Here is a 16,443-nt window from a genome sequence, read left to right as displayed (position 1 = left end):
ATAATAGCAATGGTTTTTTCGATCCAGTGCCTGGAAGCTGCAGCACAATTTAACTTATTAGAAGAAGAGTATGACTGCATGTTGGAGCCCAGTCTCATCAGTGATATTGGGAGTCCAGTTCCCGGGGTTCTTGACAAGATAACTGTAGATAGAGGCCAGGCGGTTAGTAAAGGGCAAGTTATCGCCAAGTTGGAATCCAGTGTCGAGCAAAAAGCTATGTTGTTAAAGAGGTTCCAGGCGAACTCAAAAACCTCGATGAATTTGCATCAATTGATGTCGGAGTTTGGCCAGCGAACGGATCAGCGTAATAGTGTTCTTGCAAGTACTTCAGCAATATCCGAGCAAGATTTAGATCAAATTAGAACAGATTCAAAAATAGCAGAGTTTAGATTAAAGCAAGAAAAAGAAAACTATCAACTGGCGCAGCTAGAGTACGATCAGGCCAAAGCGATTGTTGGTAGAAAAACCATATTGAGCCCGATAGATGGTGTAGTGATGGAGCGATATAAATCTGTTGGCGAATTTGTTGACGAGAATCCAATCGTACGTGTTGCGCAGCTTAATCCATTGCATGTGCAGGCCATTCTTCCTGTTGAGCTTATGGGGCGGCTAGAAATTGGTCAGCTTGCCTCTGTGGGTTTAAGTGTAGATGCTTATCAACCGAATTATGAAGCGCAAATTAGTTTGGTTGATAAGGTTGCAGATGCACCTAGCTCGACATTTAGCGTGCGGCTGAGCTTGCAAAACGATGAGCTCACTATTCCTGCTGGAGTTAGATGTCGAATAAAGTTTTCCTCGACAGTTGATCCAGAAACTTATATTGCAGTAAAAGATACGGAGGCGGCAGTTAGTGAAAGCTTGGCGAAGCCCGATCTGACTTTAGCAAACTCTTCTGGCTCAGTATCAGATGGTGAAATTAGTGAATCATCTCGTAAGCAGCTCAAGGAAAGACCGACATCAAGTTCGATATCCGAAAAAGCCAGTGATGAACCCAGTGAATTAAGATTAATCAAAACTGATTCTAGGTTAAAGCAGAGCGACCCTCCTTTGACTTGCTATCGATTTGGCCCATTTAGTAATTCGAGAAGCTTGAACGAGACGCGTGAAGAATTAAAGGAATATGGTCTTGAGGCTAAGCTCAAAGATCACTCTGTTGCAAGTCAGTTTATGGTCTTAAGTACAGCTAGAAACTATCGTCTTGCGGATGTTGGCGAGCTGAAGTCTCAAGGCCTGAATGATATGTTTTTGATCGCTAAGGGTGATAATTCAGGACGAATTTCGTTTGGTTTATATAGTAAAAAATCCGCAGCCAAATCAAGATTATCAGAATTAACGGTGGGTAAAGTAGAGGCCGAAATTGTAGAGCGGTTTAAAGCAGAAAACTTTTTGGAGTCAAGAGCTAAAAGTGAAACTCAAAATAGCTGGTTGTCAGTCATCGCGAAAAATTCAGCTGTTTCTGTTAGCCCTTGTGCTTTATAGGCAGCAATATGAAATTTACTAAGGCCGGCACATATAGAAAACCTATAATTGAGCCTCTTGCTAAGAGGCTTCTGTATTCTGCTGATACGGCCTTGGCCGATCTGGTGATGGGGCCAGATGAAGATAGGCATCATCAACTCGTATCTGATGAAATGCTAGGCTTAATAGCTGAAGGATCAAATAATAAAGAGTTGGTACTTATCAACAGTGATGTGGCGGATTTAGAGTTGATCATTGATCAATTAGAAAATAGCCCTAGAAATCTTGAATATCTAGTAATCGATGTAGAGGTACAGGGCTTAAGCTTTGTAGGACAGCACATCGCTTCAATGAACAATATTGAAGCTATTCATTTAATTGGACATGGTGAGCCTGGCAGTTTTCAGTTGGGTTCAGACACCATCAATCAAGCGCTTTTATCTTCGCGGTCAGAAGAAATATCAAGCTGGCAGGACTTTCTTTCCGAGAATGCTGCAATTCATTTATACGGCTGCGATGTCGCTTCAGAAAATAACGATTTTGTTGATAGCTTGGCGGATCTTGTAGGGCGAGCGGTATTTGCTAGCGAGGATACTACAGGATTTTCGGAGCTCGGTGGTGACTGGGTTTTAGAATACGGCAAGGATCATTCTGCTTACAATAATCTTTTCGATGAAAATTTTGCTGAAGTCTATGCATCTGTTCTGGCACCAAATACCGCTCCAACTTTTGAAGTACCTGATGGCAAGCTTCTGGTTAATACTAGCGGCAATATAGATATTATCAACGACGGTTTAGTACAGGCAGATGGAAAAGTTCTGGTCATGGGGTATGCCAATGATACTAACTGGGATTATCTATTGTCTCGCTACAATAGCGATGGTACGCCTGACGAAAGTTTTGGCACAGATGGTGTTGTAAGGTTAGATTTGGGCTCTGCAAGCGAACAAGGCTTTGCTGTTACTGTGCAAGCAGATGGAAAAATTATATTAGTCGGCAGTAGGCCAGGCTTGAATAGTCTTGGCAATGACTACACTGATGATGTTGTTGTCGCTCGGTTGAATGACGATGGTAGCTTAGACAGTAGCTTTGGTAGTTCTGGTTATACACAGGTAGATTTTGCAGACGCCGATGACTATGCGAGAGATGTCATAGTTCAACCCGATGGTAGCATTATTGTTGTCGGTGAAGCCGGTAGAGATGTAGGTGTCATTAAGCTGGATAGCACCGGTCTATTAGACCCAAGTTTTGGCAATGGTGGTAAGCTAAGTATCGATGTTAGCGGGAATACAGACCTGGCAAAAGCCGTCACACGTTTAGCCGATGGTAGCTTGGTGATAGTGGGCCACTCAATAGATACCAGCTATGACTTTTTAATGATTAACCTGTCACAAGATGGCAGCGCGGGGCCCAATTTTAATATTGTAAGAGATGATTTAGGAACGAATAGCATAGATGCATTTTATTCTGTTATTCAACAGAGTGACGGTAAAATAGTTGTTGCCGGTTCCTCGACGCTAAGTGGCTATTACAATTCGACGCTCGTTCGAGCCAATTTGGATGGTAGTTTTGATAGCTCATTCGGAAATAACGGCGTAGCTAACGAGCCGACACTTTTCAGCAGTGATTATGCAAAGGATGTCAAAGTTCTGCCTGATGGTAGTTATATAACCGCCGGTTGGATTGGTAATGATTTTTCGGTTGTAAAATACACCTCATCTGGCGCCTTAGATACAAGCTTTGCCAATGGCGGTGTCTATAAGTCCCCTATTGGTGGTTACTCTGTTGCTGAGGCCGTTGAAGTATTGCCGGATGGCAGCATTATCGTAATAGGTCATTTCTCAGAAAGCGGTGAATCCAGAACGTTAGTTTTTAAGTTGGATGCCAATGGAGTTTTAGACCAAAGTTTTGCACCGAGTAGCACCATCAATGATAAGCCGACCTATGTAGAAGGCGCAGCGCCGATCGTATTAGACGCAAGCATCGATATTGTCGATGCGGAGCTGGACGCTCTTAATTCCGGCCAAGGTAATTATGCTGGGGCCAGTCTAACGCTAGAGCGCGAAGGGGGGGCAAATTCAGAAGACCTGCTTGCCATTGCCGGAGCCAGCCTGATTAAGAATGGACAAGCGATAGCGACAGTTGATAATTCTACGGCGGGTAGGATAACTATTAGCTTTACCGACGCCAATGGCGAAACTCCTACCTCGCAAGATGTCGATGCTATATTCAGTCAAATCACCTATGCGAACAATTCTGATGCCCCGCCTGCAAGTGTTAATCTATCCTGGACCTTTAGTGATGGTAATAGTGGTGCACAAGGCAGCGGAGGTGTGGCCACTGTTGTAGAGCAAAGTACTGTCACTATTACGGCTGTCGATGATCTCCCTGTAAATTCAGGAACACCATTAAACGATGCTACCGCCTTACTGAATCAAGATTTAGCTTTGGATCTTAGCGGTTTAGAAGTTAGTGATGCTGACTATTCCGGTGAGCTTGTGCGAGTGGTATTAAGTTCAACAAACGGCGAGTTTAGCGGCCTAGCGGGCACAGGTGTAAGTGTTCAGACTTTTGCAAATGGTTTTATTGTCAATGGCAATATTGATGATGTTAATGCCTACTTAAATACGGCTGGAAATGTAAGCTATAACAGTGATACGGCAGGCCTCGATCAAGTCAATGTAAGTTTTGTTGTAGGTAGTGTAACTGTATCAGATGTTGATAGTTTTAATGTAGATGTAATTGAAAATACCGCTCCTGTAATAACTGCGCCTGCAACTATTACAGTAAACGAAGATAGTGCTCTAAATGTAATAAATGGTTTATCGATTACAGATGACGCAAGCAACGGAAATGTGGAAGTAGAGCTGACCACAACAGGTGGTTTGTTAAACCTAGATCTAAGTAACCTTACTGTAGTTGCAGGAAGTAATGATTCTACAGCGATTACCGTGATGGGCAGCCTACCCGATGTAAACTCTAGTTTACAGGCGCTCAATTACAGTCCTGCCAGCAATGTCTCTGGCTCGTCGGCTGACAGTATTGCTATTAGTGTGAATGACTTGGGTAGTAATGGTGGGCCAGCTCTGACAACTACTGGGCAAATAGTTATTGATATCAGCGCTCAGAATGATGCGCCTACTACCAGTGGAAGCTACTTGAACACCCTTTCGGTCACAGAAGGTCAGACAAGTAACATTGATTTTAGCGGTTTTAGTGTTGATGATATAGAAGGTGGGATTTTAACTTTAGCTTTAGTGCCTACAAATGGCGGCCAGTTAAATTTTAACAACGCTGCAAACGTGTCAATAACTCATGATTCTGCGACAAACGCGTATATGATTAGCGCAGATAAAGATACTTTAAACACTTTTTTATCTTTGTCAGATAGCGTTGAATATTCGCACCCAGACTTGAGTCTAAGTGGTAACAATGTTGATCGAATTTCTATTCAGATTACCGATCAAGATTTATCTGTCTCCAATACCGGTATTACGGTGGTTCTACAAGCTATCGATGTAAATATACAAGCGGTAAACAATGCACCTACTGTTTCATTTTCGGATAACTACACACTAAATGAAGATTCCACGCTAAATATTACAGACATTCAAATAGCCGATTCAGATGCAGGCAGCGCTGATGTGAGTGTCACCATAGAAGCACACTATGGAAGTTTGACCTTAACTCAAACTATGGGCGTAAACAGTAACGGTAGCCTAATTACCCAACAAGATGGGAGCACAATTTATCGGCTTACCATAGTAGGTTCTGTGGATGCCATTAATAACGTCATTGGTAGCTTGCAGTATACTCCTAATCAAGACTTCTATGGCAACGGTGTTGACTCCATTAAAGTAGCGGTTAATGATCAAGGGAATACCGGTGGCCCTGCTTGGACAGCCTCTAAAGTTGCCACTTTAAATATAATACCGACTCCAGATCCAGCTACAAATACGGGTACCATACCCAGCGAATTAAATGTAACTGAAGACCAATCAAGCCCTATTGACCTGAGCTCTCTAGAATTTTCGGATCCGGATTGGGATGTCAGTACTTCGCAGTATACTCTGACTTTAAGCACCTCTGGCGGGGGAAATCTAAACGTAAATAGCACACTGCCCATAACGATTCAAAACAGCGGATCTAATTCGGTAATTGTCTCTGGAAGACTGGCTGATCTTAATCAGCTTTTAAATGATACGACTTCCATTACTTACCTGCACGGCGTTGAAAATACCAACGGTATCGCTGCGGATACTCTGTCGATAAGTCTAGAGCAAGTAAGCTCGGATAATTTAGCGGTACAGCAGATAGCCGATATAGATATCAATATTGCCGCTCAGAATGACGCTCCTTCTATCACCTTACCTACTCAAATCTCTGCAACGGCTGACCAAAACCAACCATTAAATGGTATCAGTGTAGAAGATGTTGATGCGGGCTCGGCCAATGTATCGCTTAGGCTCGCTGTTGAGACGGGTAGTTTATTCCTTACTCAAACAACAGGGCTAACGGTCATATCAGTAGTGTTTACAAATGCTAACGGTGATACCGTCAATGGTTTTGAACTTAGCGGCAGTATTGATGATATTAACCAGGCTTTGAATAGCTTGACTTATACGGCGGCGAGTAATCCAGTGGGTGCGGGCGCCGACTCATTGAGCATAATCATTAATGACGGCGGCAACAGCGGTGGTGCAGCCTTGGAGTCTAGCCATGTACTAGATATTGATGTTTCTCCTCAAGCTAGTGATCCAAGTAACAGCGGCACCCTACCGTCAATTTTGACGGCCATTGAAGATACTTTAAGCCCGCTAGATTTAAGTACGGTTGTGTTGGTAGATCCAGATGGTAGTGCCAGCAACTATCAGTTAACACTGAGCACTAACAATGGCCAGCTCCAAGTTAACTCAGCGACTGGTTTAACGGTTAACCTTGTAAGCTCGGTTACGGTGCAACTAAGTGGCAGTTTAAGTGACTTGAATGCTTGGTTATCAAACAGTAATGGCTTGTTGTATCAGCATAATACAGAACACAGTTTTGGTAACGCGGTTGATAGCTTGAGTTTAAGTATTAGCGAAGGGCCTGGCTTTGGTACAAGTTTTGATCTGGGTTCTAGCGATATCAATATTAGCGCTGTAAATGATTTAGCGACGCTTACCACGCCGAGTTCAATTAGTTTACTTGAAGACAGTAGCCAGTCGGTCACGGGCATTGCTATTAATGATGTGGATAGCGATAGCTTTCATATAGAGCTTAGTGTTCAGCAAGGTAGCTTAAATATTGTAGGTTTAGATGTAGGCCTGCTCAGTGCTGGTGGCAACGGCAGTGATTTTATTCGCCTAAGCGGCAAACTATCTGACTTGCAACAGGCGCTCAATAATCTAAATTACAGCGGCCCTGCAAACTTAAATGGTAACCAAGCCGATCAGATCACTGTGCAGCTCAGTGAAGAAAATGGCGGCACCATCGACAATGTACTTAGCCAAACCATTGATGTAAATATCAGCGCGGATAATGATGCTCCTGTCATCAGTGCACCAACAACCGTTTCTGTTACCAGCGGTGATTCGATAGCTTTAGCAGGTATTAGTATCAGCGATGCTGACGCAGCTAGTGCACAAATCAGTGTCAGTGTGGGCATTACCCAAGGAACACTACAACTTGGGCAGACGACAGGGCTTGCCGTAAACCCTGTGAGTTTTACAGATGGTAGTGGCAATACGGTAACGGGTATTGAGCTGATTGGCAGCATAATCGATATCAATACAGCACTGGCGAGCTTAAGTTTAGATTCGCCAAGCGGCTTAAGTACTACGGTTACAGAAACGCTCACCATTATCGCCAATGATCTGGGTAATAGTGGTGGCGTTGCGCAAGAAACATCGGCGACTGTATCTGTAACGATTAGCGCTGCACAGGTAATGACAGATCCAAGCAACAGCGGCACCCTACCGTCAGTCTTGACGGTTGTTGAAGATACCTTAAGCCCGTTAGATCTAAGTACGATTGTGTTGGTGGATCCAGATGGCAGTGCTAGCAACTATCAGTTAACACTAAGCAGTAATAATGGCCAGCTCCAAGTTAACTCAGCGACTGGTTTAACGGTCAATCTTGTAAGCCCTGGCACGGTGCAGCTCCGTGGCAGCTTAAGCGATCTTAATGCGTGGTTATCAAACAGTAATGGCTTGTTGTATCAGCACAATACAGAGCACAGTTTTGGTAATGCAGCTGATAGTTTGAGTGTGAGTATCAGCGAAGGTCCAGGCTTTGGCACGAGCATTGATCTGGGTTCTAGTGATATTGATATAAGTGCTGTAAATGATTTAGCGACGCTTAGTACACCTAGCTCAATTAATTTATCCGAAGACAGTAGTCAGGTGGTCGCAGGCATTGCCATTAACGATGTGGATAGCGATAGCTTTCATGTAGAGCTTAGTGTTCAGCAAGGCAACTTAAACATTGTTGGTTTAGATGTAGGTCTGCTCAGTGCTGGTAGTAATAACAGTGATTTTATTCGTTTGAGTGGCAGCCTATCTGAATTACAGCAGGCCTTAGACAATTTAAACTATAACAGCCCAGCGAATCTGAATGGAAATCAAGCTGACCAAATTACTGTACAGTTGAGTGAAGAAAACAGTGGCACGATTGACAATGTACTCAGCCAAACTATCGATGTAAATATCAGCGCAGATAATGATGCCCCAATTATTAGCGCGCCAACATCTACTTCTGTCACCAGCGGCGATTCAATAATCTTAAGTGGCATAAGCATCAGCGATGTGGATGCAGGCAGTGCACAAATCAGTGTCAGTGTGGGCATTACCCAAGGAACACTACAACTTGGGCAGACGACAGGGCTTGCCGTAAACCCTGTGAGTTTTACAGATGGTAGTGGCAATACGGTAACGGGTATTGAGCTGATTGGCAGCATAATCGATATCAATACAGCACTGGCGAGCTTAAGTTTAGATTCACCAAGCGGCTTAAGTACTACGGTTACAGAAACGCTCACCATTATCGCCAATGATCTGGGTAATAGTGGTGGCGTTGCGCAAGAAACATCGGCGACTGTATCCGTAACGATTAATGCTGTGGCGACTGGAGCTGACCCTAATAATGTGGGAGGCTTACCCAGTCGATTCACTGTTGTTGAGGATGTACGAAGCCCCTTAGATTTAAGCGTAGTGGAAATTCAAGATGCAGACACTAGCGCTAGCACTTATCAACTTACTATCCAGGCGTCCAACGGTGAGCTGAGCGTAAGTGATACAACAAACTTAACTGTAGTGTTCACAAATGCTGGGATAGTTCAGTTAAGTGGTGCCCTTGCAGATATCAACAACTGGTTAAACAATAGTAGCGGCTTGAATTATATTCATAGCATTGAAAATAACTATGGCCCAGCCGCCGATAGCATTAGTTTATCCATTGCCGAAGGCCCAAGCTTCACTACAGAAATTGCTTTGGGCTCAGTAGCTGTCGATATCACCGCTGTAAATGATATAGCCATTATCACTACTGATACCTCGATAAGTCTTATCGAAAGCAGTAATAGAGATATAGCGGTGAGCTTGTCTGATGTTGATGGTGAAGAATACAACATTCAAATAAGCAGTCAGCAAGGTAATATTTATATAAAAAACGTAAGCCCCTCTTTAATTACTAGCGGTGAAAATAATAGTAATCAGCTTGGCCTAAGCGGTAGTTTGGCTGAAGTACAGGCGGCGCTAAGCAGCTTAAGCTATATTAGCCCTTCGATATCGGTAGATACGCTAGAAGATCAGATAACGATAAGTGTTGTAGAAATAAATTCTGGTTCTGCGGTCAATACGACAAATGAATCAATTGATATCGTGATTCTCGCCAACAATGAAGCACCACAGATCAGCGCTCCAAGTACGATAGAAATTAATACAGAATCTCAACTTATTACAGAGATTGCTCTAAGCGATGGCGATGCAGGCGTATCAAATTTAGAGCTTAGCATTACGATTAGTGGCGGCAGTATAGAAATCAGCCCGCAAGGCCAAGCTTCAGTACAAGCTTCCTCTTCAGAAGAGGCGATTGTTCTGCAGGGAAACATCATCGATTTGAATGCGACCCTTCAAACCCTGATTTACAAGAATAGTTTCGAACACCAAGAAAATGAAAGCCTTCAAATTACCATAAACGATCTTGGGTCTAGCGGAGGTCAAGCGAAAAGCGACAGTGTATTTATTACTTTAGATTTAAAACCGTCAAATATCGCGCCAGATAGTGAAAACAGCTTAATCGTAATCGATGAGGATCAAGGCTATATTCTGTCTTTAGATCAATTTGTCTATATCGATAAATATAATGATTCATTAAGCATCGTAGAAGTCGACGCCGGAGCTATGTCAGGCCAGCTCTTCCTGAACGGTGAAAAGCTATCAGATAAGCAAACTATTGATCCACAAGAAATTACAAATGGAAACTTAAGCTATCAACCCGCTAGCGATCAAAACGGTATTGCTTTAGATAGCATTAGATTTCGCGTAGCTGATAGTTTTGGTGAATGGTCTGAAGGCTACACTATTCAAATCAATGTTGAAGCCGTTAATGATTTGCCTAGCAACATAGGTGAATTACCTGAAAATCGCGAAGAACAAGCCCTTAGTTGGTTCGATGTCAGTTTGGAAAAGATATCGGCCCAGGATATAGATGCCTACGATACAGAATTGCAGCTAAGAATCTCTCTAGTAGGAAACGGGGAGATTGAGGCAAAGATGGCTTCGGATCTACGATTGATAGAAAAATCAAGTGAGACGATTGTTCTTTCTGGAACATTAGAAGCCATAAATCGTTTCCTCGATGATCAAGCCTCTATAAAGGCCAGGTCTACAGACAACCTTGAACAAAACATGCGAATTTCTGTAGAAATAAATGATATGGGAAATACAGGCAAAGGCGATAGCTTTTGGGTTTCCTTAGCTAATGCAGAAGTATCCATAGTGCCTTTCTTGGCTCCGGTAATTGATCTTAAGTCGGATTTAGATGAAACGCCAGAAAATGAAAATCCGGTGAATAAAGACAGCAATATACCAAGAGTAGAACAAACTGAAAGATCTGATAATGACAACCTTCAAGATGAATCGATTGTTCCAGAGGTCCAGATAAACACCAAACTGGACCCTGAGCCCAGGCTTGTTCTAAATAGTTTTGATATAGATGAATTGAACGAAGTAGTTGCCCCTCCCTCTTCTTTGGAGGGCGAAGATATATATAGGGACAATCAGCAGGAACAGTATGACAAGATGAAAAGTAAGTTGGCGTTGAGCAAGGCGATGTCAGAAGAAGTAGCAGCTTATAACAAAGCTGCTTACCAGTTTACTGATGATGCGCGGGATAGAAATAGTGACAACTCTGAGAATAATGAAGAAGATTCGGCCACAGCGACAATTGGAAAGGTATTTGGTGCTGGCGCAGGTTTGGGACTTCTTTGGTGGCTTTCACGAGCGGGATCTTTGCTGGCGGCCATGATATCCATCCGGCCTCTTTGGAATGAAATAGATCCATTGCCAATCTTGAGCCGAAATAAGTCCGCTTCTAAGGGACGAGCAGAGAAACCCAAGGAAGAAGAGAGCAGTAATGATTAAAAAAAGCTTAGATAGCTTAATAAAAGAGCCTATTTATAGAATTAGCTTTGGTTTAGCCCTGTTAAGCTTATTGTTGTTTTTTGTTGCAGATAGCTTAGGTATCAAACCTCAAAGCTCTGTTGACATAAACAAAGCTCGCAAATCCTTCGAAAAGCTCGCTGTTCATGAAATTGCTCAATCGCTCATATCTGGTGAGCCAAATCTCTCAAGAGCGATAGCCAAAGCAGAAGAGGTAGATGTCTCTTATGCTGTATTGTTAGATCCTACTGGAGAGAAAATAGAAGTTTATGGTGATTACAATAATAGAGATCATGCTGACGCCTATAAAGTACCTTTAGCGCTCTTTAATTGGGGCGGTGAGGGTGAGCTAAAAATTGGATTTAGAGCGGGTACAGAAGAAGGCTGGTTTGGTCAGGCTTTGTTGTTTGTTGGGTTTATTGTTCTATTCGGATTTTTAGTTTATATCATTTTCTTGCGTCGCGTGATGGAGGGGATAAACCCTGAAAGTGTGATTCCAGAGCGCGTCAAAATTGCATTAGATACCCTGTCCGAGGGTTTAATGATTGTTGATACAGATAATAAAATCGTCTTTGCAAATGAAAGCTTTTGTAAAACTGTGCACCTCCCTATGGAAAAACTGTTGGCGAAACAGAGTCAGCAGTTAGCTTGGGAAGTTGATGAAATCAACAAAGAAGCAGGTTTGCCCTGGCTCAAGACCTTATCCAGCGGAGAAAGTGTACGTTCGGTAATGCTATCCTATGTTGGTAAATCCGGGCTAAAGACATCACTCTCAACTAATGCTTCTGCCATACTAGGGGTTAATGGCGAGCTTATGGGAGCGTTGGTGACTATTGATGATATTTCAAAAGTAGAAAAAACGAATCAAGAGTTAACAAGGTTAATTTCAGAGCTTGATAAAAGTCAGCGCGAAATTAATCGGCAGAACAAAGAGCTCAAATATCTCGCGACTAGGGATTCGTTGACAGGGGTGCTGAATCGCCGATCTCTCATGCAGAACCTCGATGCAAGCATGATCTCTGCCTATGAGTCTCATGAACCTATATGTTGTTTAATGATTGATATTGATCACTTTAAGCGAGTGAATGATAACTATGGGCACTTGGAAGGTGATAATGTTATTAAACTTTTGGCCAATACGCTTGTAAAACACAGCAGGCCAAATGATCTAGTTGGCCGTTACGGTGGTGAAGAGTTTCTCTTGATTCTACCTGGTTCTAACGAAGAAGCTGGTTTAGCTACCGCAGAGCGTATACGTGTAGCGATTGAAAGCAGCCACCATAGTCAACGTGATAATCATATCCCTGTTACGGCAAGCTTTGGCATCAGCTGTTGTCTTACTGGTGTTCACGATGAAAGAATTGATGCCGCCGATTTTATTGATCGAGCAGATATGGCACTTTACAAGGCTAAGCAAACGGGCCGGAACAGGGCCATCTGCTGGTCTAAGGAGTTAGAGCATAGTTCAAATCCGGACAGTTCAACTATTAAGAAAGAAGCTATTAAATCAAAGCCTAGACTTGAATATAAAGTAGCCAGTACTGATTCGGGTGAAAAAGTCGAGACATCCCTTGTGGGAAGCTCCTTAGGAAGAACAGTAGAAACCACAGTGTTTTTGGATAGAATCAATCAAGCTCTAAAGTCCGCAAAGCGTGGAGAAAACACGAATGCTATCGTAGTTTTTAACTGTGATGAAATCCAATATGTATATGAAACCATGGGAATTAGTCACGCTGAAAACTTAAGCGATAAGCTTCTAAGCAGAATAAGTAAAATGCTCAGGGAAACTGATACCGTCGCTATTAGTGATGATGAGCGTGGAAATTTCAGTGTTTCACAGATTAGTACCAATGATGTTGTTGTGCTTCTTCCTGGAGTGGCGGCTGAAACCGACATTAGCAATATCATGCACCGAATCTTTGTAGATCTTAGTCGCCCAGAGCTTGTTAACTCTCATGACGTCTTTCTTGACTGCTACGCGGGTATTTCAATTGCAGGTGTTGATGGAAACAACCCTGAAGATTTGATTCGCTTCGCCAGTCAGGCCATGTTAGAAGCGAAACGAAACAAATTAAAACAACGGTTTTTGTTTTTTTGCCAAGAAATTGATGCGAATTGTAAGCGTCAGTTTACCTTAGAGTCGGATTTGTATAAGGCGATAGAATACGAACAATTTTTCTTGCACTATCAGCCTAAAGTTGTTTTAGATACTGGGCAAGTTTACGGTTTAGAGGCATTAATACGGTGGAAACACCCCGAGTTAGGAATTGTCTCCCCTGCTGAATTTATTGGATTATCGGAGAGGATCGGGCTAATAGGGTCTATAACCGAGTGGGTAATTCGAAAGGCAGCAGAAGACTTTCATCATTGGCAATCATTGGGCCTGAGCGTAGATAAGATAGCAGTAAACTTATCAGCAAGTGAATTTCACGATCAGAAGCTCGCCCAAAACTTGATCGCCTTACTCGATGAGGTGAAACTCCCGAAAAGCAATATTGAGTTTGAGATTACCGAAACAGTATTAATCTCCAACAAATATGCTGCGGTTTGCTTGATGGAGTCTCTTTCGGATGCCGGTATACAAATAACCCTTGATGACTTTGGTGTTGAATATTCTTCGCTAGCCTATATCAAGCATTTTCCTATAGAGTCGATTAAAATTGATCGGTCTTTTATCAGTGAGTTAAATACTGATCAATGTAATGCGGCTATTGTAAAATCAATGATCTCATTGGCTAAAAGCTTGGATTTATGCGTGATCGCCGAAGGCGTGGAGACAGAAGAACAACTTGCATTCTTACATGCCCTAGCTTGCGATAAAGCACAAGGGTTTTTCTTGGAAAAACCAATTTCTGCTGAACAGGTAGTCAAGCTGCTCAACAACAAAACGCTTTACGACAGTAGTAAGCTCTATTATGAAAGTGGGGATATTATTCGCCCCTATGTTGGCGAAACAGTTGGGCCACTCAGCGGCATTATTTAGCACTGAGTGGCTGTTCTGTTTTAGATCGACCCTATTTGCCAGCTGTATTGTCATCAGGGCATTGTTCGAGCTCCACTTCTCTTGGCTCCTGGGTGCATAGATCTTCGAGGCTTCCCAATTGGGAGGCATCACCTGGGCGCTTGCTGCCGCCGCCAAAGACCAACAAGTCCCCTTCTAGTAAACTGTCTACACTGCTTTCATCGCCTTCACCACCTGAAGCTGTGGGGCCAAGAGGAATACCTAAACCGCCGGGCGCGGAGATTTGCGGAGGAATACCACCACCAGGTGCAACAGGGTTGTTTGCCCCCTCACCGCTGTTTGATGCAAGAGTAATTTCTAAGTTACCGTCGACGAAATTGATATCGTAGTTCTGAGATTCGAATCCAGAAATGCTGATGTTGTAGTTCCCTGGGCTTGCCGCGCCTTGAGAGCTACCCCCATAACTAGCTTCTCCGTTTAAGTTAGCTATCGATTCGCCACTTACAAAACCAGTGGCGGTAAAACCATTGCCACCAGAGTATGCTGGGCCGGAGTCTTGGCTATCGTCGTTTGCACGAATAGTAAGGTCCGCTGGCGTAATATCTGCTGTACTATTGCTATCTGTATTGCTTAATACATAGTTCCCGGCGTCTGCGCCCGAAAGCTCAATGTCAGTACTACTAACGTTGATATCAATAGCTGCATTCGCATCGTCAAAGTTATTGTTGCTTGAAGACGCGCTAACGGTATCGCCTTCTTCCAAGCCTGTGAGATTAAAGTCTACAGTGGCAACAGTTGTACCGTCGTATACTTTGTCACTTGCAGTTGTGCTTACCGAAATCTCTTTTGCAAATATATCGGCGTTATCCGTACTACTATCGCTTGCTAAAACATAGTTTCCACTATCCAAGCCTGACAGCACCAAGCCTTCCGTGGTCACTGTCTTGTTAGAGCCAACATTTTTATCGTCAAATGCGCTACCGCTGGCGCCTACCAACACCGTATCACCTGCAATAATACCTTCAAGCTCTAAGCTCACGTCAGCTTGGGTGCTACCGTCATAGGTTTTATCACTTGCTGTGCTGTTAACGGTAATTGTCTTAGCGTTAATATCTGCACTCGCATCAGTATTGGCAATGGTAATATTGTAGTTGCTAGCGTCGCTCCCTGAAATGTTCAGATCTCCGAAGCTTACGGCTTTATTTTGACCTACATTTTTGTCATCAAAATTTGCAGTACCGCTGCTGATACTAACAGCATCCCCAGCGATAATTTCGCCATTACTATCAATATTAAAGCTGGCGATGGTTGTACCGTCATATTCTTTATCGGCCACACTAACATTGACACTGACATCTTTTACATTGATATCGGCGTTGTCTGTGATAGTGGTTTCAGCTAGGACATAATTGCCGCCATCACTACCCGATAAGGTGATACCCGTAGAGGTAACAGTTTTATCGAGCCCCACATTTTTATCACTAAAACTATCGGATGATGAGCTAACGGTCACCGTATCTCCACTGATGACTCCAGAAAGTTCCAAATCAACGTTTGCCGATGTGTTGCCATCGTAGGTCTTGTCGGCCGCCGTACTAGTAACGGTGATCTGCTTAGCCGTGATATCCGCAGTCACATCAGTATTGGCAATAGTGATGTTGTAGTTATCTTTATCGCCACCACTGATGGTGAGATCGCCAAAGGTAACCGTTTTATCATCACCGACATTTTTATCACTAAAGTTGGCATTGCTGCCGGCGATGGTGACATCGTCGCCGCTAATGATGGTACCGCTGCTGTCGATGTCGAAATCGGCTACGGTGGTGCCGTCATAGATTTTGTCTTCGACAGAAGCGGTTACGGTAACGTCTTTCTTAAAGATGTCCGCCGTGTCGGTGAGTGTGGTTTCAGCTAAGACATAGTTGCCGCTGTCGGTGCCACCCAAGGTCACGCCGGAAGAAGTAACGGTTTTATTTTCACCTGCATTCTTGTTATCAAAGGTATCGCTGGCCGAGCTTACGGTAACGGTATCGCTACTGAAGACACCACTTAAGGCCAAGTCTACATCGGCACTGTCATTCCCGTCATAGGTCTTATCATCAGCGGTGCTGCTGGCGGTGATTTCAAACGGAGTAATATCGGCTTGAACCACCACAGTGCTGTTGGCAATTTCATAGTTGCCGGCGTCGGTGCCGCTTAAGCTATAACCTCCGATGGTGACATCTTTGTTGTCATCGACGTTTTTATCCGAGAAGCTGCCGCTAGCGCCAGTGAGGCTAATATTATCAGTGGCGATAAAGTCGGCAGTACTTGCGGTAATGTCGGCATCGCGGGTGCTGTCGTAGACTTTATCGGCCGCTGTGCCAGTCACGGTGATCTGCT

Annotated in this window: 4 protein-coding genes; 3 read left to right on the top strand and 1 reads right to left on the bottom strand. The window is 43.5% G+C overall.

What is annotated here, in order from left to right; translation table 11 throughout:
* Positions 1-9 precede the first annotated feature (9 nt).
* From Q1A41_RS13485 to Q1A41_RS13475, 3 genes are read left to right on the top strand one after another with little or no spacing between them, the layout of a single operon-like run.
* A complete protein-coding gene (locus tag Q1A41_RS13485) occupies positions 10-1,479 on the top strand; it encodes an efflux RND transporter periplasmic adaptor subunit (protein WP_299979927.1) in 1,470 nt (489 codons plus the stop codon).
* Between the two features lie 8 nt (positions 1,480-1,487).
* Positions 1,488-11,081, top strand: coding sequence for a DUF4347 domain-containing protein (locus Q1A41_RS13480; RefSeq protein WP_299979924.1), 9,594 nt, complete (start codon positions 1,488-1,490; stop codon positions 11,079-11,081).
* Positions 11,074-14,082, top strand: a complete 3,009-nt coding sequence (locus Q1A41_RS13475; RefSeq protein ID WP_299979921.1) for an EAL domain-containing protein — start codon at positions 11,074-11,076, stop codon at positions 14,080-14,082. Before Q1A41_RS13480 ends, Q1A41_RS13475 begins: the two co-directional genes overlap by 8 nt.
* 31 nt (positions 14,083-14,113) lie before the next feature.
* Here Q1A41_RS13475 and Q1A41_RS13470 read toward each other — a convergent pair.
* The coding region (locus Q1A41_RS13470) for a YDG domain-containing protein (protein ID WP_299979918.1) at positions 14,114-16,443 on the bottom strand (2,330 nt) is incomplete at its 5' end.

The sequence above is a fragment of the uncultured Pseudoteredinibacter sp. genome (genome assembly GCF_947502065.1).
Lineage (GTDB): Bacteria > Pseudomonadota > Gammaproteobacteria > Pseudomonadales > Cellvibrionaceae > Pseudoteredinibacter.
This window is presented reverse-complemented; position numbering and strand designations above follow the sequence as displayed.

Bases quoted from the DNA above. Each gene is read 5' to 3' on its own strand.
- Q1A41_RS13475 (WP_299979921.1), top strand. From the start codon at position 11,074: ATGATTAAAAAAAGCTTAGATAGCTTAATAAAAGAGCCTATTTATAGA.
- Q1A41_RS13480 (WP_299979924.1), top strand. From the start codon at position 1,488: ATGAAATTTACTAAGGCCGGCACATATAGAAAACCTATAATTGAGCCT.
- Q1A41_RS13485 (WP_299979927.1), top strand. From the start codon at position 10: ATGGTTTTTTCGATCCAGTGCCTGGAAGCTGCAGCACAATTTAACTTA.